Origin of the sequence: Nocardia sp. NRRL S-836 (assembly GCF_001279525.1) — a bacterium.
In the GTDB taxonomy this organism is placed as follows: Bacteria; Actinomycetota; Actinomycetes; order Mycobacteriales; family Pseudonocardiaceae; genus Lentzea.
Genome location: NZ_LGDY01000133.1, coordinates 1 through 23,060 on the forward strand (window position 1 = coordinate 1; position 23,060 = coordinate 23,060).

At 69.6% G+C, this 23,060-nt stretch carries 23 protein-coding genes and 3 tRNA genes; 18 read left to right on the forward strand and 8 right to left on the reverse strand.

From position 1 onward, the window contains the following. Positions 1-298: 298 nt before the first annotated feature. Positions 299-1,264, reverse strand: a complete 966-nt coding sequence (locus ADL03_RS36615; RefSeq protein WP_053738214.1) for an NAD(P)H-quinone oxidoreductase — start codon at positions 1,262-1,264, stop codon at positions 299-301. Positions 1,265-1,309: 45 nt separating this feature from the next. On the opposite strand from ADL03_RS36615, the gene ADL03_RS36620 reads away from it, so the two are divergent. The 3 genes from ADL03_RS36620 to ADL03_RS36630 all read left to right on the forward strand — a co-directional run bounded on the left by ADL03_RS36620 (position 1,310) and on the right by ADL03_RS36630 (position 4,808). After that, positions 1,310-1,957, forward strand: coding sequence for a GNAT family N-acetyltransferase (locus ADL03_RS36620; RefSeq protein WP_053738215.1), 648 nt, complete (start codon positions 1,310-1,312; stop codon positions 1,955-1,957). A gap of 62 nt (positions 1,958-2,019) precedes the next feature. Next, positions 2,020-3,534, forward strand: coding sequence for a M28 family metallopeptidase (locus ADL03_RS36625; RefSeq protein ID WP_053738216.1), 1,515 nt, complete (start codon positions 2,020-2,022; stop codon positions 3,532-3,534). A gap of 401 nt (positions 3,535-3,935) precedes the next feature. Beyond that, the gene (locus ADL03_RS36630; protein WP_053738217.1) at positions 3,936-4,808 is read left to right on the forward strand and encodes a 1-aminocyclopropane-1-carboxylate deaminase/D-cysteine desulfhydrase; all 873 of its coding nucleotides are present in this window, start codon (positions 3,936-3,938) and stop codon (positions 4,806-4,808) included. Between the two features lie 144 nt (positions 4,809-4,952). On the opposite strand, the gene ADL03_RS36635 is transcribed toward ADL03_RS36630, so the two are convergent. Beyond that, positions 4,953-5,037 (reverse strand) — tRNA-Ser (locus tag ADL03_RS36635). 27 nt (positions 5,038-5,064) lie between these two features. Continuing rightward, entirely contained in the window at positions 5,065-5,496 is a 432-nt protein-coding gene (locus ADL03_RS36640; RefSeq protein WP_231642755.1) for a MarR family winged helix-turn-helix transcriptional regulator, read from the reverse strand. Positions 5,497-5,662: 166 nt separating this feature from the next. Between ADL03_RS36640 and ADL03_RS36645 the strand changes: the two genes are divergently transcribed. The 3 genes from ADL03_RS36645 (at position 5,663) to ADL03_RS36655 (ending at position 9,374) form a co-directional block, all read left to right on the forward strand. Then, positions 5,663-7,378, forward strand: a complete 1,716-nt coding sequence (locus ADL03_RS36645) for a bifunctional UDP-sugar hydrolase/5'-nucleotidase (protein WP_053738219.1) — start codon at positions 5,663-5,665, stop codon at positions 7,376-7,378. Positions 7,379-7,955: 577 nt separating this feature from the next. Beyond that, complete coding sequence (locus ADL03_RS36650) at positions 7,956-8,858, forward strand: neutral zinc metallopeptidase (RefSeq protein ID WP_053738220.1); 903 nt, start codon at positions 7,956-7,958, stop codon at positions 8,856-8,858. Positions 8,859-8,861: 3 nt separating this feature from the next. Continuing rightward, a complete protein-coding gene (locus tag ADL03_RS36655) occupies positions 8,862-9,374 on the forward strand; it encodes a hypothetical protein (protein ID WP_197288963.1) in 513 nt (170 codons plus the stop codon). A 16-nt stretch (positions 9,375-9,390) separates the two neighbouring features. Here the strand turns inward: ADL03_RS36655 and ADL03_RS36660 are convergent, their stop codons facing one another. Continuing rightward, on the reverse strand, positions 9,391-10,101 hold the full coding sequence (locus ADL03_RS36660) for a bifunctional 2-polyprenyl-6-hydroxyphenol methylase/3-demethylubiquinol 3-O-methyltransferase UbiG (RefSeq protein ID WP_053738221.1): 711 nt from the start codon (positions 10,099-10,101) through the stop codon (positions 9,391-9,393). Between the two features lie 325 nt (positions 10,102-10,426). On the opposite strand from ADL03_RS36660, the gene ADL03_RS36665 reads away from it, so the two are divergent. Beyond that, entirely contained in the window at positions 10,427-11,176 is a 750-nt protein-coding gene (locus tag ADL03_RS36665; protein ID WP_053738222.1) for a sulfite exporter TauE/SafE family protein, read from the forward strand. A gap of 46 nt (positions 11,177-11,222) precedes the next feature. Here ADL03_RS36665 and hisC read toward each other — a convergent pair whose 3' ends face one another. Next, a complete protein-coding gene (gene hisC, locus ADL03_RS36670; RefSeq protein WP_053738223.1) occupies positions 11,223-12,290 on the reverse strand; it encodes a histidinol-phosphate transaminase in 1,068 nt (355 codons plus the stop codon). Between the two features lie 75 nt (positions 12,291-12,365). On the opposite strand from hisC, the gene ADL03_RS36675 reads away from it, so the two are divergent. The 8 genes from ADL03_RS36675 to ADL03_RS36710 all read left to right on the forward strand — a co-directional run bounded on the left by ADL03_RS36675 (position 12,366) and on the right by ADL03_RS36710 (position 18,591). Further along, positions 12,366-13,007: a dienelactone hydrolase family protein gene (locus tag ADL03_RS36675; protein WP_053738224.1), complete on the forward strand. Its 642-nt coding sequence runs from the start codon at positions 12,366-12,368 to the stop codon at positions 13,005-13,007. Positions 13,008-13,142: 135 nt separating this feature from the next. Then, positions 13,143-13,655: a hypothetical protein gene (locus ADL03_RS36680; protein WP_053738225.1), complete on the forward strand. Its 513-nt coding sequence runs from the start codon at positions 13,143-13,145 to the stop codon at positions 13,653-13,655. Beyond that, the gene (locus ADL03_RS36685) at positions 13,652-14,935 is read left to right on the forward strand and encodes a PPE domain-containing protein (protein ID WP_157529619.1); all 1,284 of its coding nucleotides are present in this window, start codon (positions 13,652-13,654) and stop codon (positions 14,933-14,935) included. Before ADL03_RS36680 ends, ADL03_RS36685 begins: the two co-directional genes overlap by 4 nt. Next, complete coding sequence (locus ADL03_RS36690) at positions 14,932-15,684, forward strand: ESX secretion-associated protein EspG (RefSeq protein WP_053738227.1); 753 nt, start codon at positions 14,932-14,934, stop codon at positions 15,682-15,684. Before ADL03_RS36685 ends, ADL03_RS36690 begins: the two co-directional genes overlap by 4 nt. Positions 15,685-15,760: 76 nt before the next feature. Then, a complete protein-coding gene (locus ADL03_RS36695; RefSeq protein WP_053738228.1) occupies positions 15,761-17,704 on the forward strand; it encodes an acetoacetate--CoA ligase in 1,944 nt (647 codons plus the stop codon). Between the two features lie 155 nt (positions 17,705-17,859). Next, positions 17,860-17,949: transfer RNA gene (locus ADL03_RS36700), tRNA-Ser, on the forward strand. A 42-nt stretch (positions 17,950-17,991) separates the two neighbouring features. Next, a tRNA-Arg gene (locus ADL03_RS36705) sits at positions 17,992-18,067 on the forward strand. A 191-nt stretch (positions 18,068-18,258) separates the two neighbouring features. After that, on the forward strand, positions 18,259-18,591 hold the full coding sequence (locus ADL03_RS36710; protein WP_053738229.1) for a hypothetical protein: 333 nt from the start codon (positions 18,259-18,261) through the stop codon (positions 18,589-18,591). Here the strand turns inward: ADL03_RS36710 and ADL03_RS36715 are convergent. Beyond that, a complete protein-coding gene (locus tag ADL03_RS36715) occupies positions 18,575-19,393 on the reverse strand; it encodes a serine hydrolase (protein ID WP_053738230.1) in 819 nt (272 codons plus the stop codon). The genes ADL03_RS36710 and ADL03_RS36715 overlap by 17 nt on opposite strands. Positions 19,394-19,416: 23 nt before the next feature. On the opposite strand from ADL03_RS36715, the gene ADL03_RS36720 reads away from it, so the two are divergent. Continuing rightward, complete coding sequence (locus tag ADL03_RS36720) at positions 19,417-20,346, forward strand: ribonuclease Z (protein ID WP_053738231.1); 930 nt, start codon at positions 19,417-19,419, stop codon at positions 20,344-20,346. On the opposite strand, the gene ADL03_RS36725 is transcribed toward ADL03_RS36720, so the two are convergent. Next, a complete protein-coding gene (locus ADL03_RS36725; RefSeq protein WP_053738232.1) occupies positions 20,315-21,148 on the reverse strand; it encodes a UDP-glucose 4-epimerase in 834 nt (277 codons plus the stop codon). The two genes, ADL03_RS36720 and ADL03_RS36725, sit on opposite strands and share 32 nt — an antisense overlap. A 66-nt stretch (positions 21,149-21,214) precedes the next feature. On the opposite strand from ADL03_RS36725, the gene ADL03_RS36730 reads away from it, so the two are divergent. After that, positions 21,215-21,424: a hypothetical protein gene (locus tag ADL03_RS36730; protein WP_053738233.1), complete on the forward strand. Its 210-nt coding sequence runs from the start codon at positions 21,215-21,217 to the stop codon at positions 21,422-21,424. A gap of 128 nt (positions 21,425-21,552) precedes the next feature. Here the strand turns inward: ADL03_RS36730 and ADL03_RS48990 are convergent, their stop codons facing one another. Continuing rightward, the gene (locus tag ADL03_RS48990; protein WP_197288965.1) at positions 21,553-21,771 is read right to left on the reverse strand and encodes a hypothetical protein; all 219 of its coding nucleotides are present in this window, start codon (positions 21,769-21,771) and stop codon (positions 21,553-21,555) included. Between the two features lie 33 nt (positions 21,772-21,804). On the opposite strand from ADL03_RS48990, the gene ADL03_RS36735 reads away from it, so the two are divergent. Continuing rightward, positions 21,805-23,046: a hypothetical protein gene (locus ADL03_RS36735; RefSeq protein WP_197288966.1), complete on the forward strand. Its 1,242-nt coding sequence runs from the start codon at positions 21,805-21,807 to the stop codon at positions 23,044-23,046. The last annotated feature ends 14 nt before the right edge of the window (positions 23,047-23,060 follow it).

Sequence of the window (23,060 nt, forward strand, 5' to 3'; positions counted from 1 at the left end):
GTGTCAAACCGACGAAAAGCGTGTCGGTTTGACACCCCTCCTCAGGCCCGGCAGACGATCGGAGCGCTAGACGGGGAAGCCACCCACCGCGGAACCGCCGTTGAAGAGCTCGTTTCGTCTCGCCTTCGGCTCGATCACACGCCTCGCTTCCGTCTCGCTCAGTTCGTCCCCTCGCTTCGCTCACGCCGCTGCGTGGCGGCCGGTCGGCGCGCTCGAACTGTCAGACCCCCTGAGTACGTTGGGTCGCGGGGGACCCAAAGCCGCAGGGGACCCCTGCGCGAGCCTGCGAGCGTGCGAATCAGCGGTCCCGCTGCAATACGACCTTCCCGAACACGTCGCCCTCGTCCAGCAAGCGGTGCGCCTCGGCGGCGTTCGACATCGGCACGACCTCCCCGACGATCGGCTTCACCGCGCCGCTCTCGATCAACGGCCACAGGTGCTCGCGGACCTGCGCCACGATCGCGCCCTTGCCCTCCACGGAACGGCCGCGTAGACCCGTCGCCATCACCGAGGCGCGCTTGGACAGCAGCTTCCCGATCGGCAGTTCGCCCTTCGCGCCGCCCTGCATGCCGATGATCATCAACCGGCCGTCGGGGGCGAGGACGTCGATGTTGCGGCCGAGGTAGGAGGCGCCCATGTTGTCGAGGACGACGTCGGCCTGCTTGACCTCGGCCACGAAGTCCTGGGTCTTGTAGTTCACGGTGATGTCCGCGCCCAGGTCGGCGCACCGGCGCAGCCGCTCGTCGGAACCGGCGGTGGCCGCCACCGTGGCGCCGAGGGCCTTGGCGACCTGGATGGCGTGGGTGCCGATGCCGCCCGCGCCGCCGTGGACGAGGAAGGTCTCGCCGAGTTTCAGGCGGCCGTCCATCACCACGTTCGACCAGACCGTGCACGCGACCTCGGGCAGTGAGGCGGCGGTGACCAGGTCGACGCCCGCGGGCAGGGGGAGGACCTGCGCGGCGGGGACGGCGACCTTCTCCGCGTAGCCGCCGCCCGCGAGCAGGGCGCACACCTCGTCGCCGACCGAGAAGCCGGTGACGTCCTCGCCCACCGCGGCGATCGTGCCGGAGCACTCCAGGCCGATGATGTCCGGCGCGCCCGGCGGGGGTGGGTAGAGGCCCTGGCGTTGCAGGAGGTCCGCGCGGTTCACGGCGGATGCGGCCACGTCGATCAGCACCTCGCCGCGGCCCGGCTGCGGGTCGGGGACCTCGGTCCACTCCAGCACGTCGGGGCCGCCGGGTTCGCGAACAGTGATGGCATGCATGGCCTCGACCGTAATCACATTCGACAGACCCGGCACTATCGGAGGATGAACGCCTGGCCGTTGCGGAACCTGGTGCTGACCACGCCGCGCCTCGAGTTGCGTCCCGACGACGACGAGGGCTTGTACGAGCTCGTCGACGTGGCCAAGGAAGGGGTGCACGCGCCGGACGAGATGCCGTTCAACGTGCCGTGGACCGACCAGCTGTCGGACGACGGCGGGCGCAGCATGATCCAGTTCTTCTGGGCCACGCGGGCCAGGGTGGCGCCGGACAGCTGGGCGATCGCGTTCCTGGTGCGGCACGAGGGCAAGGTCATCGGCGTGCAGGAGGTCAGCGCGCGCGACTTCGCCGTGCTGCGCGAGGTGAGCACGGGGTCGTGGCTGGGGCAGAAGTTCCACGGCAACGGGTTCGGCACGGAGATGCGGGCGGCCGTGCTTCAGTTCGCGTTCGACCACCTGGGTGCGCGCATCGCCCGATCGGCCGCATGGGTGGGAAACCGGGCCTCGAACCGGGTGAGCGCGAAGCTCGGGTACGTGCCGGACGGCACGACAGCCGCGGCGCCGCGAGGCGAGCGGCTTGAGCACGTGCGACTGCGGCTGGACGCGGCGAACTTCGTGCGGCCGGGGTGGGACACGGACGTGGCGGGCCTCGCGGAGTGTGTTCAGCTGATCACCAGCCGCACTCCCGCCGACTGACGGATTGTGGCCCGGGTCTCCTTCTTGTGAGTGTTGCCCCACTCGAACGAAGGGGACCGTTCATGTCAGGCAGATCCAAGCTGGCGGCAGTGCTGGCCATCTCGGCACTCGTCGCAGCCCCAACCGCCACCGCGTCCGCCGCGGCAGAGCCCGCGGGCCCCGCGCTCGCCAAGAAGCTCGCGAAGAAGGTGACCGTCGAAGGTGTCAACCGGCACCTGATCGCGTTCCAGCGCATCGCGGACCGCAACAGCGGCAACCGCGCCGCGCTGACCCCCGGCTACAGCGCGAGCGTCGACTACGTGGCGGGCAAGCTCCGCGACGAGGGCTTCATCGTGAGCACTCCGACGTTCGACTTCGACGTGATGGTCACCGACGCCGAGCAGGCGCGCGTCGGCGGCGTGAACTACCAGGCGCTGATCATGACCGCGTCGCCGCAGACCCCGGCCGGCGGTGTCACCGGCCCGTTGCGCGTCGTGCCCGAGGACGCCACCACCGGCTGCGAGGCGTCCGACTTCGCCGGCCAGGACTTCACCGGCTCCATCGCCCTCATCCGGCGCGGCGGCTGCACGTTCGAGCAGAAGCACCTCAACGCGTTCGCCGCGGGCGCCATCGCCGTGCTCGTGTCGAACAACGTCGCAGGCCCGCTCGCCAACGTGACGCTGACCAACCCCGGCAAGATCCCCACCGGCGGCGTCTCCCAGGCCGACGGCACCACGCTGGCGACGAAGGCCGGTTCCCCGATCACCGTCGACATGCGCTTCCACCTGGAGACCAGGACCGAGCGCAACGTCATCGCCGAGACCCGCACCGGCCGCAAGAACAACGTCGTCATGGCCGGCGCGCACCTCGACAGCGTCGAGGTCGGACCCGGCATCAACGACAACGGCACCGGCTCGGCCTCCCTGCTGGAGACCGCGCTGCAGCTCGGCTCGCGCCCGAAGGTCGACAACGCCGTCCGCTTCGCCTGGTGGGGCGCGGAGGAGCGCGGCCTGATCGGCTCGACGAAGTGGGTGCAGTCGCTGACGTTCGAGCAGCAGCTCGACATCGCCCTGTACCTGAACTTCGACATGGTCGGCTCCCCGAACGCCGCCTACTTCATCTACGACGGCGACGACTCCGACGGCGTCGGCGCGGGCGCCGGCCCCTACGGCTCGGCCCAGATCGAGAAGGCCTTCGCCGACTACTTCGCCGCCACCGGCGTTCCCACCGAGGGCACCGACTTCTCGGGCCGCTCCGACTACGGCGAGTTCATCGCCCAGGGCATCCCGGCCGGCGGCCTGTTCACCGGTGCCGAAGGCGTCAAGACCGCCGCCCAGGCCGCGAAGTGGGGCGGCACGGCCGGTGTCGCCTACGACCCGTGCTACCACGCCAAGTGCGACAACCTCGGCAACATCGACCGCAAGGCACTCGGCCGCAACGCCGGCGCCATCGCGTTCGTGACGGCCACGTACGGCGTGTCCACAGAGGACGTCAACGGCGTGCCGCCGCGCGCCAAGCGTGCAGAGACCCGTGCAGCTGCGGCGAAGATGTCCACCGCCGCACACGCCGACGACCACTCGCACGCGGCCGTCGCGTAGTAGCTCAACGCACCACAACAGGGGCCCGGCACCGCGTGGTGCCGGGCCCCTGCCTTGAACCCGCCTACGCCCAGGTGACCACTACAGCCGTCAGCCGCGAAACCGCCGATCGTCTCGTGCGTTCAGCTGTAGATGCCCGCCTGGCGGGTGCGGCATGGGTGACTGGCCCGGTGACGTCGTTCTTCTGGCACCTCGGCGAACAGGGCGTAGAGCGCCCGTGGGACAACCCTGAGCAGCGCTGCAAACTCGATCGAACGGCCCAGTGCAGGCAACGAACGGAGCGGTTTCAGCCGCTGCCGCACTACGCCGTTTGACCTGGTCCTAATTGGACACTGCTAGACCGGGGCCGACACCCATGCCGCCGCCTGGAAGCATGAAACGCCCCGACGCTAGGAGCCGCCGTGCCCGCTCCCGCCCTCCGCCTGCCGTCGCCACTCGCCGAACTGCACGACGACCGGCTGCGTCGGCGCGACATCCGCCTGTACCTCAAACGTGACGACCTCATCCACCCGGAACTCATCGGCAACAAGTGGCGCAAGCTCCGCTACAACCTGGACGCAGCCCGGGACGCGGGCCACACGCGGCTGTTGACGTTCGGCGGCGCGTTCTCGAACCACATCACGGCGACCGCGGCAGCTGGCTACTACTTCGACTTCGAGACGGTGGGCGTCATACGGGGCGAGCCTCATACGCCCCTCAACGACAGTTTGACGTTTGCCGTCAGTCGCGGCATGAAAATCACTTACCTGGACCGTCAAACGTATCGCCGCAAGACGGAGCCTGACGTCATTGCCGGTCTGCGAGAATCCTTTGGGGATGTCTACATACTGCCAGAAGGCGGCAGCAACGCGCTGGCTGTCCAGGGCTGTGCAGAACTACCGGGCGAAATAGCCGCCGACTTCGACGTGCTGTGTTGTGCCTGTGGCACTGGCGGCACGCTGGCAGGCGTCGCCCATGGTCTGACCAGCGGGCAACGGGCAATCGGGTTTTCGGTGCTCAAAAACGGCGACTTCCTGGCGGAAGACGTCACCCAGCTCCAGTGCAGCGCCTTCGGGCAGGTGGGCGGCAACTGGACTATCAACACCGAGTTCCACTTCGGCGGCTTTGCGAAGCGCACACCGGCACTCGACGACTTCATTGCCGACTTTCGGGCACGTCATGGCATCCAGCTCGACTGGGTGTACGTCGCCAAGATGCTTTACGGCGTGTTCGCGTTAGTCGAGCGCGGTGCCTTTGCTCCTGGCAGCAGGCTGGTTGCGGTCATCACCGGCTGAGCAGCTACCCCTGTTCGGAAGCTTCCGGGAACTTGCCGCACACGAATTCACGTGGTCGATGACGGACGCCGACCGCCGCGTCCGGTTCACGAGGCTGCAAACGGGGGCCTGCGAAGGGCCCCCGACACGCGTCTCCCAACTGAGCGGAAGCGGAGGGATTTGAACCCCCGGACGGTTTCCCGTCTTCCGCTTTCAAGGCGGATGCATTCGGCCGCTCTGCCACGCTTCCCCGACGCCGAGGCGTCAGCCCCAGAGCCTAGCCGTTCGACTCCCGCAGGTGTGTCATGACCCGGTCGAAAACCTTGGCCAGCACCTCACCCTCCTCGGGCGACAGCAGGTCCACGATGTGCGCGCGGACGCCGCGCAGGTGCGTGGGAGCAGCGGCGACCAGCTGGGCCATGCCCGCCGGCGTCAGCTCCGCGAGCACGCCGCGGCCGTCCTCGGTGCACTCCCGGCGCGTCACGAGGCCGGCCTTCTCCATCCGTGCGACCTGGTGTGAGACGCGGGACTTGGACGAGGCGACGTCCTCGGCGAGCTGGGTCATGCGCATGCGCTGGTTCGGTTGTTCGGACAGGCGCACCAGGATCTCGTAGTCGGCGAGTGACACTCCGTGGGCGTCCTGCAGCTCTCGGTGCAGGCGGTCCATGAGCATGGACGAGCCGTTCACGTAGGTGCGCCACGCCCGCATCTCGCCCTCGTCGAGCCAGCGCGGCTCCTGCTCACTAGGTGTCACACCAACAAGGCTAAACCGGTGCATGACGATCGAGTCATCCCTCTGGAAAACCGGGCGGTCAAAAGGCAGACTCCCGGGCCGTACACGCGCGTTAACCACGCCTTGGAGAGGCTTCTAACCCATGAGTTCGTTCAGACGGCTTTCCGTTCTGGCGATCACCGCCGCCGCGGCCACTGTCATCAGCGCTACCGGGCCTGCCCAGGCCGATGTCGAGTCACTGCGCGGTCGGGGCACGGTTGACGTGCGCCTGATCGGGATCAACGACCTGCACGGCAACATCGAGCCGCCCACCGGCAGCTCGGGGCGGGTCGTGCTGGCTGACGGCACGACCGTCGACGCCGGTGGTGCCGCCTACAACGCCACGCACATCAAGAACCTCCAGAAGGAGGTTCGCAACTCCGTCATCGTCGGGCAGGGCGACCTGATCGGTGCCAGCCCGATCGTGTCGGCGCTGTTCCACGACGAGCCGACGATCGAGGTGCTCAACAAGGTCGGCATGGACACGACCGCGGCGGGCAACCACGAGTTCGACGAGGGGTACAAGGAGCTGCTGCGCATGCAGCACGGCGGCTGCCACCCGGCGGACGGCTGCCAGTTCCGCGAGAAGTACGAGGGCGCGAACTTCCCGATCCTCGGTGCGAACGTCACCAACGCCAAGACGGGGCTGCCCGCGCTGCCGCCGTTCTGGGTCGAGTTCCGCGACGGGATGCCGATCGGCTTCATCGGCATGCCGCTCAAGGACGTGCCGCTCCTGGTCGACCCCAACGGCATCAAGGAGCTCCAGTTCGGTGACGAGGTCAAGGCGGCCAACAGGTACGCCAACTTCCTCGACGCGATCGGTGTGAAGTCGATCGTGCTGCTGGTGCACCAGGGCGACCAGGTCACCGCGTCGACCGGTGGGCCGAACGCGTGCAACGTGGCGGCCAACAACCCCGGCAGCTACATCGCGGCGAACGTCAGCCCGAAGATCGACGCCGTCTTCTCCGGTCACAGCCACCAGCACTACAACTGCGTGGTGAAGGACCCGGCCGGCAACCCGCGGCCGTTCATCGAGGGTCTTGCCTTCGGCCGTGAGCTCAGCGTCGTCGACCTGAAGATCGACCGCCGCACCCGCGACGTCGTCCGCACCGCCACCAAGGCGGACAACAAGATCGTCACGCGCACGGTCGCGGCGGACCCCGAGGTGCAGGCCGTCATCGACCTCGCCAAGCAGAAGTCGGGCCCGATCGCGAACAAGAAGATCGGCACCATCAGCTCGGACGTCCTGCGGGCGCAGAACCCGGCCGGCGAGTCGCAGCTGGGCAACCTGATCGCCGACGGGCAGCTCGCGGCCACCAAGGGCAACGGCGCGGTGCTCGCGCTGATGAACCCCGGTGGCGTGCGCGCCGACCTCACCTACAAGTCCTCGCCCGCGGGCGAGGGCGACGGCGTTGTCACCTACGGCGAGGCGTTCACCGTCCAGCCGTTCGGCAACATCCTGCAGACGGTCACGTTGAGCGGCACGCAGCTCAAGAACGTGCTGGAGCAGCAGTTCACGGCGGCCAGGACGTTCGTGCTGCAGCCCTCCGCGGGCCTGAAGTACAGCTGGTCGGCGTCCGCGCCGTTCGGGTCGAAGGTCTCCGGCGTCACGCTCAACGGCGCCCCGCTGGACCCGAACGCGAGCTACCGCGTGACGATCAACAGCTTCCTGCAGGGCGGCGGTGACGGTTTCAGCGAGTTCACCAAGGGCACGAACATCACCGGCGGCGGCATCGACCTGGACGCGTTCTCCGCGTACCTGGTGGACCACCCCGGCCAGGGCGCGCCCGCGCTCGACCGCATCACGCAGCTGCCGTAGGGCTTTGTCTGATCAATTCTTCGGTCGTTCCGAACAATCGCCCGGCGAGTGGTCCACTCGCCGGGCGATTGCGTTCCGCACTGTCGATCTCCGCAGGTCACCCGTCCGACTTCACCAGTTCAGGTCCCTGGTGAGGTGTTGAGAAATGCGGCGATCAAGCGCATGCTCGATAACGAGCTGGCAACCGGAAGGTGAAGAACTCGGCCGGGGGCCACGCCCAGAAGGGGTAGGTGGTGCTGTGCAGGTATCTCCTCGCTGTGGCGAAACGCGGTCTGTTGCATCCCCGCGAGCGGTTCGGCCGTAACCGGTCCGATCGCGAATGCGTAGCAACGGAGACGGGGTTTCGGGTGCCCAGGCACTGTCGGTGTCGCTCGGCGCATCTCGACGCTGTTGAGCTCGACTTCGGTTTCGTCTCATGGCGTCACCGGTCGGGCGCCACGCCAACCGCCGTAGGCCGTAGTCGCTACAACCAAATGGGAAGTCCTCGGTGCGGTGCCCCGACGTCGGGCGCCGCACCGAGGCGCGTTCGGTGCTCTATCGTTTGCCGCGTCACGGGGTCCTTGTCAGGAGGCACGCGGTGCAGTTCAACGAAGGCGCGGAACTCGACACGTCGCAGGTGTCGGACCAACGAGGTGTCGGCGGGCGGGTTGCCGGCGTCGGCGGCGGTCTCGGCGTGGTCGGCCTGATCGTCTACTTCCTGATCCAGCAGTTCACCGGCATCCAGCTGCCCACCGGCGGCCTGGAGAGCGGCGGTGTGAACCCCGGCAACCAGGTCGAGTCGGGTCAGCTGGCGGAGAAGTGCAAGACCGGTGCTGACGCGAACCGCGACAGCGACTGCCGGGTCGTGGCCACGATCAACTCGATCCAGGGCTTCTGGACCGACCAGTTCAAGCGCTCCGGCCGCAGCTACCAGGTCACGAAGACCAACTTCTTCCGCGGCAGCGTGAACACCCGCTGCGGCAACGCGACCTCGGCGGTGGGCCCGTTCTACTGCCCGGCCGACTCCCAGGTGTACATCGACCTGGACTTCTTCAACGAGATGCGCACGACGTTCGGCGCGACCGGCGGGCCGTTCGTCGAGGCCTACATCCTGGCCCACGAGTACGGCCACCACATCCAGAACCAGCTCGGCACCTCGGACCGGGTGAGCTCACGCACCGGCCCGACCTCCGACTCGGTGCGCCTGGAGCTGCAGGCCGACTGCTACGCCGGTGCGTGGGGCAACGCCGCCACCAAGACGCCGACGGCCAACGGCCAGCCGCTGATCACGAACATCACCCAGGCCGACGTCGACGCCGCCCTGGACGCGGCCAGCCGCATCGGTGACGACTTCATCCAGCGCGAGCTCGGCGGCGGCCAGGTCGACACGACGAAGTTCAGCCACGGCACCTCCGAGCAGCGCAAGAAGTGGTTCACGACCGGTCTGCAGACCGGTGACCCGGCGCGCTGCAACACGTTCGACACCAACGACCTGGGCTGAGCTTTGCGGCGCCGTTTCCTCGTCCTGCACGACTACGGCATGGGCGGGCTGTCGTGGTGGATCTGGGCCGAGTCGGCCGAGCAGATCGTCCTCACCCTCGCGGAGGCAGAGGTGATCACCGATCCGGACGCGCTGGCCCAGGCCGAGCAGTGGGGGCTCGACGAGCTCGAGCTGAGCGAGGTGGACCGGGACCCGGCGCTGCGGCTGATGCGCGAGGAACGCGCGCAGCAGCGCGGCAAGCCGGGTTTCGGCGTGCTGGCCGGGCGCGAGCGCGTGTACCTGCGCACGTTCGAGGAAGGCCTCACCTACCTGGTCGAGATCGGGCAGGACGGCAGGCAGCTGCGGCAGGTCGAGGTCAAGGCGGACGGCACGCTGCTCAGCTCGGCGATGGGCGGCTGGCCGATCAACCCGCCGATCGACCTGCACGACCCGCGGTACGTGCCGATGGAGATCACGGAACGCGAGTTCGAGGACGCGTGGAGCAGGGCGGTGCCCGACCCCGCGTACGAGGACTGAGCACCGCCCCGCGCCGTCAGCGGCGGGCCACCGCCAGCAGGCGGTGACCACCGACGGTGAACGCGCTGCCGTCGACGTCGCCGTACAGCTCGACCGACGGGTACCCGGCGGCTCGCAGCATCCGGGTCAGCTCGCCCGCGGTGTAGACGTGCTGCACGCACGTCGACCGCTGCGTCCGCTCACCCGAGGTGAAGGTGAAGTCGATCAGCAACCGGCCGGAGGCCACGTCGTAGGTGTTGACGGCGACCATCTCGACGCCGCCCGCCGCCAGCCGGATCTCACCCGGCAGCGAGGGCAGCAACGACTCGGCCGCGCAGCTGTAGTCGAGCACGAGCACGGGCGCCACCCGGCCCAGGTCGGCGAGGAACCGCACGTTCTCGGCGTGTTCCAGGTACCCGAAGCTGTTGCCCATGCAGAGCGCGAGGTCGGCGACCACGCCCTCGGCGGCGAGGTCGCGGACGTCGCCCAGCCGCCAGTCCACGGAGGACGACGACGCACGGGCGTGTTCGACGGCCTCGGCCGAGATGTCGAGCCCGGTGACCCGGTAGCCCCGGCCGGCGAGCTCGACGCTGTGCCGCCCGCTGCCGCACGGCGCGTCCAGCACCCGTGCGCCGGCGGGGACGAACCCGGTCACGAAGTCGATCTCGGCGGTGGTGGCGGACGGTGGAACGGCACCGCGCCAGAAGGAGTTGGCGAGGTCGGTGAAGAAAGACGTGTACCACGTCAAGGTGGGTGCTCCTGGTGATCGCACGGAAAAGTCAGCGAGTGTCACCGGGCACTGCGGAGCGGCCCGGTGTGTCCGGGGCTGCCCATGGCATCGACCTTGTCTCGTAGGAGGAAGCCCCACCCAACCACGCCGTCGCCGGATGCCAAAGCGGTTTTCACCGCGGGCCGGCCTGAACGCGGGTTCGTAGATCCACCGCGGGGCGGTGCTCACCACGAGCGCCGCCCCGCGTTCGTCCCACAGCGGGCACCCTGCTGTCATCAGCGCCACACTTCGCCGTCCCGAGTGGAGTGTTAGCGTCGCTAACCATCGGGTACCTGGGGGTGACATGACGATCTGGGAAGCGGTCGCGGTGGTCATCGCGGGGGTGTTCGCAGGCGGCATCAACACCGTCGTCGGCAGCGGCACGCTCGTGACGTTCCCCGTGCTGCTCGCCGTCGGCTACCCGCCGGTGGTCGCCAACGTCTCCAACTCGCTCGGCCTCGTGCCCGGCTCGCTGTCCGGTGCGTGGGGCTACCGCGAGGAGCTCAAGGGGCAGAGGTCCCGCATCGTCCGGCTGCTCCCCGCCTCGATCCTCGGCGGTGTGGTCGGCGCGATCCTGCTGGTGACGCTGCCCGACAAGGCCTTCACCGCGATCGTGCCGGTGCTGATCGTCATCGCGCTGGTGCTGGTCGTCATCCAGCCGTGGCTCAACCGCAAGCTCTCCCACCGCCGCGGCACCGGCGACGGCGGCGTGCTGCTGTGGCTCGGCGTCTTCGCGGCCGGCATCTACGGCGGCTACTTCGGTGCGGCGCAGGGCGTGCTGGTCATGGGGATCATGGGCGTGCTGGTCAACGAGCACCTGCAGCGGATGAACGCGCTGAAGAACGTGCTGACCGCGTTCGTGAACCTCGTCGCCGGCGTCCTGTTCATCTTCATCGCCGACGTGGCCTGGCCGGTCGTGCTGCTGCTGGCCGTCGGGTCCGTCATCGGCGGGCAGATCGGCGCCAAGGTCGGCCGCAAGCTCTCGCCGGCCGTGCTGCGCGGCGTGATCGTCGTCGTGGGTGTCGCGGCGATCGTGCAGCTGCTCACGAAGTAGTGCTGCCGCGAGCTCCGGCCGGAGCCCGCGGCACCCGTTCGACGACCTACGCGATGAACGCGCGCGCCGCGGTCAGGAACGCGTCGTTCTCGTCCGGCTCACCAATGGTCACGCGAGCGCCCTCACCGGCGAACGCGCGCACCACGACCTTGTGCGCCAGGCAGTGCTCGTTGAACTCGGCGGTGCGCTCACCCAGCGGCAGCCACACGAAGTTCGCCTGCGACTCCGGCACGTCGTAGCCCATCGCCAGCAGCTCGCCGCGCACGCGCGTGCGTTCCGCGACGATGCCCCGGCAGCGGACCATCAGCTCGTCCTCGGCGTCCAGCGACGCCATCGCGGCCACCTGGGCCAGCGCGTTGACCGAGAACGGCACGTAGACCTTGCGCAGCACCTCGGCGACGGCCGGCGGGGCCACCGCGTACCCGATCCGCAGACCGGCGAGCCCGTAGGCCTTGGAGAACGTGCGCAGCACCGCCACGTTGTCGCGGCCGGACGCCCACTGCTGCTTGGCGAGCTCGACGCCGTCGGGGACGTGCGCGTCGTCGACGAACTCCTTGTAGGCCTCGTCGAGCACGACCAGCACGTCGGAGGGGACGCGGTCGATGAACGCCTCGATCTCCTCGGTGCGCAGCGCGGTGCCGGTCGGGTTGTTCGGGTTGCAGACGAACACCATGCGCGTGTTCGGGGTGATCGCCGCCGCCATCGCGTCCAGGTCGTGGACGTGCTCGGAGGTCAGCGGAACCCGGATCTGCCGCGCGCCCGCCACGTGCGTGACGATCGGGTACGCCTCGAACGACCGCCACGCGAACAGCACCTCGTCCGACGACGTGCAGGTCGCCTGGATGAGCTGCTGGCACAGGGTCACCGAGCCGCAGCCCATGGCCAGGTGGTCGGTGGGCACGCCGAGCTTGTCGGCGAGCCGGGCGGTGAGCTCGACGCAGCCGGAGTCGGGGTACCGGTTGATGGCGGTGGCAGCGTCGGCGATCGCCTTGACCACGCTGGGCAGCGGGCCGGCGGACACCTCGTTGCTCGCGAGCTTGATGGCGCCGGGGATGGACCTGCCGGGCACGTAGGAGGGCAGGGACGCCAGGTCAGCGCGGGTTCGCACGGTCATGCTCCCGATCCTCGCATTGCTCCGTCCGATTGGACACGTTGACTGGAGTTCACCCGCTCGTGCGAGGGTGGGCGCATGACCACTACCCGTGTCGAGACGCTTGCCCTGACCGACGGCCGTGAACTGCGGGTCACGATCGCGGAACCGGACGGAACCGCGCGCGGCGGGCTCGTGGTGCTGCACGAGGCACGAGGCATCACGGCACGGGTGAAATCGCTGGTGCGCAGCCTGGCCGCCGAGGGCTGGCTCGCGGTCGCGCCACACCTGTACGAGGCCGACCGCGTGCACGGCGACGACGTCAGGGACCAGATCAGCAAGCTCTCCGGCGACCGGCTGCTGGAGGACACCGACGTCGCGTTCGTCTGGCTGGGCCAGCAGGGCGTGAGTGCCGACCGGATGGGCGTGGTCGGGTTCGAGATCGGCGGCACCGTCGCGATGGTGGTCGCCGCGAGTCGCTCGATCGGGGCGGCCGTCACCGTGCAGGGTCCCGGTGTCCTCGAACCGCTCTCGGACGGCCTGCCCGCGCTCGTCGACGTGGCGGCCGACCTCTCGTGCCCGTGGCTCGGCATCTACCGCGACGACGACTCCGAAGAGGTCAACAAGCTGCGGGATGCCGTAGCGAGCTCTGAATCAGCGTCTGATGTGGTCCGGTTCGAGCCTTCCGGTGACGAGGCGTGGGCTCGCGCGTTGAACTGGTTCGACGCGCACATGAGGTAAGAGTCTTTACGGCGGATTGGAACCGAACCGTCGTCCGGGTACATCTAAGGAGTGCTTCGGACGGCTGACTGGGTGTAGCGGTGCGTAACACCCAGTGCTGCGGCGACGACCAAGCAGTGCAGGGGGTTGTGAGGGATGGCTGAAGGCACCGGAACAGGCACGCCGACGGGCGCCGCGACGCCCGCGGTGAGCACGGCGACGACCACGCCGATCACCGCGGACCAGCTCGCGGCGGCGAAACCGGCACTCCAGACGGAGATGCTGGTGGACAAGGCCGCGGCGAGCCACGCCGCGGCGAAGCTCGACCACGCGGCGGACAGCGGGCGGTTGCAGCTCGACGCCGGCGCGGCCGAGGCGTTGATCAAGGCGGTCGACGACGCGCGCGACCAGGTGATGGCCCTGTGGGAGCGGGCCAGGAACCAGCTGGCGACGCCGCTGCAGTTCGGGGACAACCCGGTCGCCCACGCGATCAGCGCGCGGTTCCAGGACATCGCCGTCGGTGAGGACTCCGGCGCGGCCAAGGCGTTGCTGGACCTCTACGAGGTGCTCGGTGACATCGGCAACGCGTTGAAGAAGAACCGGGACGAGACGCAGCGGGCCGACGAAGAGGCCGAGCAGCAGATGCGGAAGCACGGGGGTTCGTGGTGAGCCGGAGAGGGCACGGCGGCGGTCACGGCGGCAACGGCGGCCACGGCCACGACGACAAGGACAAGTGGAACCGCGAGGACATCCACGAGCCCGTCGACTGGATGACCTACACCCACGAGCAGCTCTACAACATGGTGCACACCGGCGTGAACCTCGAAAGCGCGAACGCCGCCGCCACCAGCTGGAGCAAGATCGGCGAGGACATCGCGGCCGTGCGCGAGAACCTCCTCAAGGCCGTCGAGGACTCCACGGTCGGCTGGGACGGCGAGTCGGCGCGGCTGGCCCGCGACGGCCTGACCGAGGTCACCAACTGGGTCCACGACACCGCGACCTACGCGCAGAAGGTCTCGTCGGCGATCACCACCGAGACCAGCAACGTCGAGGCCGCGCGGGCCGCGATGCCACCGCCCCCGAAGGCGCCGGAGCCCCCGGTTCCGACGCCCACCCCGACGCCGGTGGAGGCTCGTCCCCAGCTCATCTCTCGGTTGCGCCAGCAGCAGGAGCTGCAGGGCGTGGCCGACGCCGACGCGTTCAGCGGGACACAGAACCCGCGGCTGGTCTCCAGCCAGACCGGTGCGTTCGCCGGCTTCGACACCGTCGGCACCAGCGCGGTCGAGAACCTCGCGGCCGCCGACGCGTCGCACCGGCTCGCGGCGGACGTGATGGCGGCGTTCCAGCGCAACTCGGCCGCGGTCGACCAGACCGTGCCGTCGCAGTTCACCCCGCCGGTCAACCCGGTCAACCCGGTCCTCGTCGACAGCGGCACCGGTACGCGCACGCCGTCCAACCCCGACGGCACGACGCCCGGCGGTGGCGCCGGCGGCGGCGCCGCGGTCACGCCGACCCCCCAGCAGAACCGGGGCACCACGAACGCGTCGCGCGGCGGCGGGAACGCCGGTGGCTTCGGTGGCGGTCGCGGTGGCGGCGGCGGTGGCGGCTTCACCGGTGGCGTGGGCTTCGGCCGCATCCCCGCCGCGAACCAGAACAACCAGTCCGGCAGCAGTGGTGGCACCGGCTCACCCGGTGGCAGCGCCGGCGTGGTGGGCGACGGTCGTTCCGGCGCGGGTGCCGCGGCGGCGGCCTCGTCCGCGGCGACCGGCAACCAGACCAGGGCGTTCCAGAACCCGCTCGCGATGGGTGCCGCGCCGATGGCGGCCGGCGCGCCCGCGGCGGGTGGCCAGAACGACGAGCGCGAGCACAAGAGCGCGAGCTACCTGGAAGAGGACGACAACGTCTTCGGCCTGGACCGCAAGGCGGCCCCGCCGGTGATCGGTCAGTGAGTGAAAGACGCTTCACGGTCAGCGCGCAGGAGTTCTTCCTGCTGTGGCAGGCCGTGCACGGCGAGGACCGCGTCGTGCCGCTCGGAACGCCCCACGTCGGGGCCACCCGCGCGGCACGGCGGCGGCTCGCCGAGCAGAGCTCCCAGACGCTGTACGCGCGGGGTCTCGGCACGATCGACCGCCCCGACGACTACCTGAGGACGCTCATCAGCGGCCTCGGCGAGTTCGACCGGGCGCTCGAGATCGCGTACTTCAAGGGCACCGAGCTGGCGCGCGGACTCGCGTGCGCCGGCTGGAGCGGGTCGTTCGCCGCGCGGGTGAACGGCCAGGTCCACCTGCGGGAGTTCCGCCCCAACGCGCTGGCCTCCGCCACCGTCTCCTCGCTGCCCGGCCTGGCGCCGGGCAGCGGCCGGTCGGTCAACGTGCGGTGGGACGACTACCTCCGCGCGGGCCAGGCGGGCGAACGCGAAGGCGTGCAGGCGTTCCTGGACGTCCTGCGCGACGCCGGCATCCGCGAGCCGGAGGCGCACACGCTGATGCGGATCGTCACCAACCGCATCGGCGGCGGCGAGCTCGGCCTCACCGCCCGCAACCGCGACGGCGTGCCCCGCCCGACCGGCCGCTCGGTGTCCTGGCTGGACACCCGCGAGGGCCGCTACCTGCTGCGCAGGCACGACGGCTGGCTCGTGCTGGCCCCGGCCGACCAGGCCCGCCTGACCTCGGCCGTGGACGAGCTGCTGGCCGGCTGAGCCCCACACCACCGGGCGCGTTCTTGTCCGCGAACGCCACATGGACGAGCCGCGTTCCACCGGCTACACATGGGGCATGACCGACACCGACGTCGAACTGCTGTGGCGCCCGGACCCCACGAGGGACAACGGGATGACCGCCTTCAGGTCGTGGTTGCGCGACCGCGGCCACGACTTCCCCGACTACGAGTCGCTGTGGGAGTGGTCCGTCTCCGACCTCGAGGGGTTCTGGGGCGCCATCGCCGCGTATTTCGACGTCTCGTTCCACGCGCCGTACGAGCGGGTGCTGGCCTCTGACGAGATGCCCGGCGCCACCTGGTTCCCCGGCGCGACCCTGAACTACGCCGAGCACGCGCTGCGCCGCGGTGCCGACGACGACCTCGCAGTGATCTTCCACCGCGAGGACGGCCTCACGTACTCGCTCACGTTCGGCGCCCTGCGCTCCCGCGTGGCCGCTTTCCGTGCCGCGCTGGCGTCCCTGGGCGTCTCCGCGGGCGACCGGGTGGTCGCACTCGTCCCGAACGCCCCGGAGGCCCTGGTGGCCTTCCTGGCCGCCGCCTCGCTCGGCGCCACGTGGTCGTCGTGCTCCCCGGACTTCGGCGCACGCGCCGTCGCCGACCGCTTCACCCAGATCTCGCCGGCGGTGTTCGTCGCCGTCTCCGGCTACGTCTACAACGGACGGTCGTTCGACTGCCGCCCGGTCGTCGAGGAGATCCGCTCGCAGATCCCGTCGCTGCGCGCGACCGTGCTGATCGACTACCTGGACAACGGCGCGTCGCTGCCGGACACGCTGTCGTTCTCGGAGCTGCTGGCGGACAACGAGGACGCGGCCCTGGAGTTCACGCCGGTGCCGTTCGACCACCCGCTGTGGGTGCTCTACTCCTCCGGCACCACGGGCCTGCCCAAGGGCATCGTGCACGGCCACGGCGGCATCGTGCTGGAACACCTCAAGATGCTCGCCCTGCACAGCGACCTCGGCCCCGGCGACCGCTTCTTCTGGTTCACCACCACCGGCTGGATGATGTGGAACTACCTGGTGTCCGGCCTGCTGGTGGGCACCACGGTCGTGCTGTTCGACGGCAGCCCGGCCCACCCGTCGCTGGACACGTTGTGGCACCTGGCCGAACAGCACCGCGTCACCTACTTCGGCACCTCGGCCCCGTACGTCCAGTCGTGCCTGAAGGAGGGCCTCGAACCGGCGTCGCGCTACGACCTGACGGGCCTGCGTGTCGTCGGCTCCACCGGCGCCCCGCTGACGCCGGAGGGCTTCCGCTGGATCGCCTCCGCCGTCGGCAAGGACGTCCAGATCGCCTCGGTCTCCGGCGGCACCGACCTGTGCACCGCCTTCGTCGCCGCCGCCCCCGACCGCCCGGTGTGGCTCGGCGAGCTGTCCTGCCGCGCCCTCGGCGCCGCCGTGCACGCCTTCGACGAGACCGGCACCCCGCTGACCGACGCGGTGGGCGAGCTCGTGATCACCCGTCCGATGCCGTCGATGCCGGTCTTCTTCTGGGGCGACGAGGACGGCTCGCGCCTGCGTGACGCCTACTTCGACACCTACCCCGGCATCTGGCGCCACGGCGACTGGATCCGCATCACCCCGCGCGGCTCCGCCGTGATCTACGGCCGCTCCGACTCGACCCTCAACCGCGGCGGCGTCCGCATGGGCACCTCCGAGTTCTACCGCGTCGTCGAGTCCGTCGACGGCGTCGCCGACTCCCTGGTGATCGACACCTCCGGCGTCACCGAGGGCGAGCTGCTCTGCTTCGTGGTCCTCGACGGCGTCTCCTTGTCCGACGTGGAACCGTTGTTGCGCAAGGAACTCCGTTCCTCGCTCTCCCCGCGCCACGTCCCGAACCGCTTCGTCGCCGTCAGCGAGATCCCGCGGACGCTGAACGGCAAGAAGTGCGAGGTCCCGGTCAAGAAGATCCTCGCTGGAGTGGCCGTCGACCGCGCCGTGAGCCGCGACGCCCTGCGCAATCCCGAGGCCCTCCAACCGTTCCTGGAACTCGCCGCGGAATGATCTAGGTCACTCCGGTGGCGGTGAACAGGCGTTTAACGCCCCTCCCGAGGCCTCTGAACGTGCTCTGACCAGCGCGTTCCATGCTTCGAGGGGGGCGTTTTGCAAGTCGGTTGAGGACCTGTGTAACCTATGTCCCGTGGCCGAGGATGGTCCCGGGAGGCTTCGCCTAGTCTGGTCTATGGCGCCGCACTGCTAATGCGGTTTGGGGTAACCCCCCATCCCGGGTTCAAATCCCGGAGCCTCCGCAAGGCCGAGCCTCTAGGGGATCGGTTATAATTGAAGAACATGCGCTCGTAGCTCAACGGATAGAGCATCTGACTACGGATCAGAAGGTTGCAGGTTCGAATCCTGCCGAGCGCACCAGATCAGAAGAGCCCCTGTTCGCGGAAATCGCGGACAGGGGCTCTTCCGTTGTCGGCTTTGGCGTTCGCCGAATCCGATCGCCCCGTCGGCCCGTTGCGAGCTACGTCACACCTGCGTCGGCTAGAGCGCTGCGGAGTGCTGATGCCGCACGCAGGTGCGCCGAGGGCGGTCACTGCGGCAGAGTTCACCCCGTGGATCAGCGCGAGATCATGCAGCGGGCGCTCGGCGTCCTGACGCTCACCTACGACGCGGAGGCGGGGGAGTCGAGCGACTACCTGCGCACGGCGCTCAAGTCCTTGCAGGAGGGTGTGTTCAGCTACGAGGTCAAGGTCGACGGCGAGCTGAACGAGGCTGGCGCCCAAGCCCTCAAGCAGGCGATGGACCAGGTGCTGTCGCAGTTCGGGTGGTTCACGGCCGGGCTGCTCTACGCGTTCCACGGGGTCGCGCAGGCCTACGAGAACGACTGCGAGGACGCCGACGTCCAGGACGTGCTGAAGCAGCTTGCCCTCAGGCTCGCTGACTGAGTTCCGCGCGGACGCCGTCGGAGAACGGGGTCCACGCCTCGACCGCCCACGGCCCGAACCGCAGGTCCGTCAGCGCGACGCAGGCCGCCGCGAGGTCCGGGTCGACCCACAGGAACGTGCCGGACTGGCCGAAGTGCCCGAACGTGCGCGGCGAGTGCGTGCGACCGGTCCAGTGCGGCGACTTGCCGTCGCGGATCTCGAAGCCGAGGCCCCAGTCGTTCGGCTTCTGCATGCCGTAGCCGGGCAGCACTCCGTTGAGGCCGGGGAAGACGACCGAGGTCGCCTCGCGCACCAGCTCGGCGGAGACCAGCTTCGGCGACAGCAGCTCTGCGGCGAACAGCGCCAGGTCGGCCGCGCTGGACTCGGCACCGGCACCCGCGCTGCCGACCAGTGCCGACGAGGTCATGCCCAGCGGCGCGAACACGGCCTCGTGCAGGTACCGCGGGAACGGGATCTCGCAGGCCTCGGCGACGAACGCGGCGAGCACGTCGAAACCCGCGTTGGAGTAGATCCGCCGCGTGCCCGGCTCTGCCTGGACCTCGGGCTTGTCGAACGCGTACCCGGCCGTGTGCGCGATCAGGTGCCGCACGGTCGCCCCCGGCGGGCCGGCGGGCTGGTCCCACTCGACCGCGCCCTCCTCCACGGCCACGAGCACCGCGTACGACGTCAGCAGCTTCGTCACCGAGGCCAGCCCGAACACGCGCTGCTGATCGCCCAGCGACGCCACCACGGACCCGCCGGACACCACGGCCACGGCCACGTTCTCGGCCGGCCACGACGCTGCCACTTCGACGCTCTGCATGGGTCAGACGTTAACGTTCGGGGGTGACAGTCCGGGAACTGATCGTCCTGGGAACGGCCAGCCAGGTTCCCACGCGCCAGCGCAACCACAACGGCTACCTGCTGCGGTGGGACGGCGAGGGCCTGCTGTTCGACCCCGGCGACGGCTCCCAGCGGCAGCTGCTGCGCTCGGGTGCGGCCGCGAGCGACATCACCCGGATCTGCATCACGCACTTCCACGGCGACCACTGCCTGGGCGTGCCCGGCATCGTCCAGCGCCTGAGCCTCGACCGCGTGCCGCACACCGTCCACGCGCACTTCCCGCGGTCGGGCGCGCACTTCTTCGAACGCCTCCGGTACGCGAGCGCCTTCTACGACGCCGCGGACGTCAAGGAGGAGCCCGTGCACGACGACGGCCTCGTCGCGGAGGGGAAGTTCGGCCGGTTGGAGGCCTACCGGCTCGACCACGGCATCGACTCGTTCGGCTACCGGCTGGTCGAGCCCGACGGCCACCGCATGCTGCCCGAAAAGCTCGCCGAGCACGGCATCCGGGGCCCGCTGGTCCGCGACCTGCAACGCGACGGCGTCCTCAACGGTGTCCGGCTCGCCGACGTGAGCGAACCGCGGCCAGGCCAGCGGTTCGCGTTCGTCATGGACACCCGGCTCTGCGACAACGTCTACGAGCTCGCCGACCGGGCCGACCTGCTGGTGATCGAGTCGACCTACCTCGCCCGCGACACGAGGCTGGCCGGCGACCACGGCCACCTCACCGCCCAGCAGGCCGCCCGCGTCGCCAGTGAGAGCGGCGTCCGCAAGCTCGTGCTGACCCACTTCTCGCAGCGCTACGACGACCCCGCCGAGTTCCACGCCGAGGCGGCGGCGGAGTTCGACGGCGAGATCGTCGTGGCGAAGGACCTCGACCGGGTCCCGGTGCCGAAGCGGGTTACCGGGCCACAGCGGCCCACTGGTCGCTGACGATCTCCGTCAGCGTCGAGTGCGCGGGCTCCCAGCCCAGCGACCGCAGCCGGGAGATGTCGGCGCGCTGCACCGTGACCTCGTCGGGGTTCGCCGCCCGCCAGGTCACGTCCACCGGCCGCCCGGTGACCTCCTCGACGGTCGCCAGCACCTCCCGCACGGACGCGGACGTCCCGCCGACGTTGTACACGGCGGACTCGCCGACCTCACAGGCGTCCAGCGCCGTCACGAAGGCGGCGGCGACATCCCGCACGTGGACGAACTCGCGCACCGCCGACCCGTCGCCGTAGACCTCCATCCCCGGCGCCTGCCCAGCCGCCGTCGCCACGGCCCGCGTGATCACCCGAGTGGTGTCGGTGTCACCCCCTCCAGCGACGTTGAACAAACGCAGCGTGGCCGCCCCGATCTGCCCTGACCGCGCCGCCCACGCCACGAGGTCCTCCGCGGCCGCCTTCGTCGCGGCGTACGGGGAGGAGGGCTCGCGGACCGAGTCCTCCGTCAGGGTGGCGTCGTCCGGCCGGTACACCCCGGCCGTCGACGCGAGGAGGAACCGCTGGCCGCGCAACGCTTTCAGCAGGTTGAGCGTCCCGGCCACGTTGGTTTCGTAATATGAGAGTGGATCTTGGAACGACTCCCTGACCCGCGCGAGACCCGCCAGGTGGATGACGGCGTCGACGTCCGTCACGTGGAACGGCTCCATGAGCCGCTGACGGAACACAACTGGTTCATGTCCGTGAAACCGCAGCTCACGCACCACAACTTGGCCCACGTACCCAGTGGCACCGGTCACTAGAACTCGCACGAGTTGACCCTAAAGGTGCACCCGAGTTGGGCCGATAACACACGTGTGAGTTACCCCCATCGCGCTGTGCACACAAGCATCGCCGGACTCCTGCACGACGTGGCCGTGCGCGAGTTCAAGCGGCAGGAGTTCCTGCGCAACGTGGCCGACATCGTGGGCGCCGCACCCACGCCCGGTCCCGCAGAGCTCACCGCGCCGCTGCCCGCGATCAACTCCAGGCGCAGCTTCCTCAACCGCGTTGACCAGGTCCTTCGGGACGCGGCACGCTCGCTGTAGAGCGCAAGATCGAACACTGATCAACCTGTGGCCGGGCCTGCGCCGACGCCGTAGCGGACAGGCCCGCCGCAACATTCATCCGGCCGTTGCCGGACCGTGCTTCGACACACATACCGGGTGGCTCTACGCTACGCGTCACCCGGCGATCGCCGGTCGCATCCTTCTGCTTCTCTCAAAGCGGGTTCTCGGCGATGGATCATGTCTTCGCAGCGCTCAACGAGCGCTTGGGCGGATTGTTCGGTGACCGGTTGGTCGTGCTGGCCGGTGGTACGCGTTTGGCGAAACGGGCGCATGAGCTCCATGCGCTCGGTGCCCGCCATACGCTCGTGCTGGATACCGACGATCATGCCCCGCTTCATGATTCCGAGATCGCCCGATGGGTGTCGCTGGGCATCAAGGGTGGCTTCGTCGCGGTCGAGCAGCGCCGTCTCGGCAAGCTGCTGACCAAGCCGAGTGCCGAGGTGCGCGCGATCCTGGGCGACTTCGACCCGGCGGCGGAAGCCGTCGTGATCAGCACGCCCTACAACGAGATCGACACCTTCCAGGGCCGCCCGGTGCTCAACGCGCGGCGTCGTGAGTGGGTGGAGCTCGAGAACAAGACCACCATCGACGCGCTCTGGGACGAGCTCTCCGCCCCGCGCGCGCCCGCGCTGGTGTTCGACCTCGACTTCGAACGGCTCTGGGGCGCCTCGGAGATCCTGGACCGCGGCGCCGGCGTCGTGTGGTCCGGCGACGGGCCCGCGATCAACGGTGGCGCGAACTTCGTGCGCCGCGTGCGGTCCTACGAGGAGGCCAAGGACGCCTTCGAGGTGCTCGCCCCCAAGTGCGAGCAGGTGCGCGTGATGCCGTTCCTGGAAGGCATTCCGGTGAGCGTGCACGGCATCGTGTTCCCCGACGGCACGGCGGTGCTGCGCCCGATCGAGATGGTCGTGCCGCGCCGCCAGGGCCAGGCGAAGTTCCTCTACGCCGGCTGCGCGTCCTACTACGACCCGCCCGTGTGGATCCGCGACCAGATGCGCAACCTCGCGCGCCGCGTCGGCGAGCACCTGCGGTCCACTGTCGACTACCGCGGCACGTTCACGCTGGACGGCATCGCGACCGAGGACGGCTTCCTGCCGACCGAGATCAACACCCGCTACGGCGGCGCGATGGTGTGCTTCGAGGACGCCGTCCCGTCGCTGCCGCTCGCGCTGGTCCAGGTCGCACTGGTGGCGGGCTGGGACCTCGGCGTCTCGTCCATGCAGTTCGAGGAGCACGTGCTGTCCGCGGCGGACGGCCTGCGTTCCGGCGCGGTCGGTGCCAACGTCCGCGCGGTGCAGCCCACCGAGGTCGACGAGCGCCGGGTGGTCTTCACCGGCTGGGCGTGCCGCCTGGCGCACCCCGAGGAGCCCGCGCACGCGACGCTGCGGCTGAGCCCGTCCCCGATCGGCGGCCGGCTCGACCTCGACCTGCACCGGGAGAACATGCCGGTCGGCGCGCCGGTGGCCGCGCTGACCGTGGCGGCGTTCGCGCTGGCCGACCAGGAGTGGGGGACCGGCCTCGGCGCCCTCGAACCCGCGATCGCCGTCGAGGACGCCCAGCCGCTCGAACAGCAGCACGAACAGGAAGCCGTCATCGCCTGACAGCTCTGTCCGTT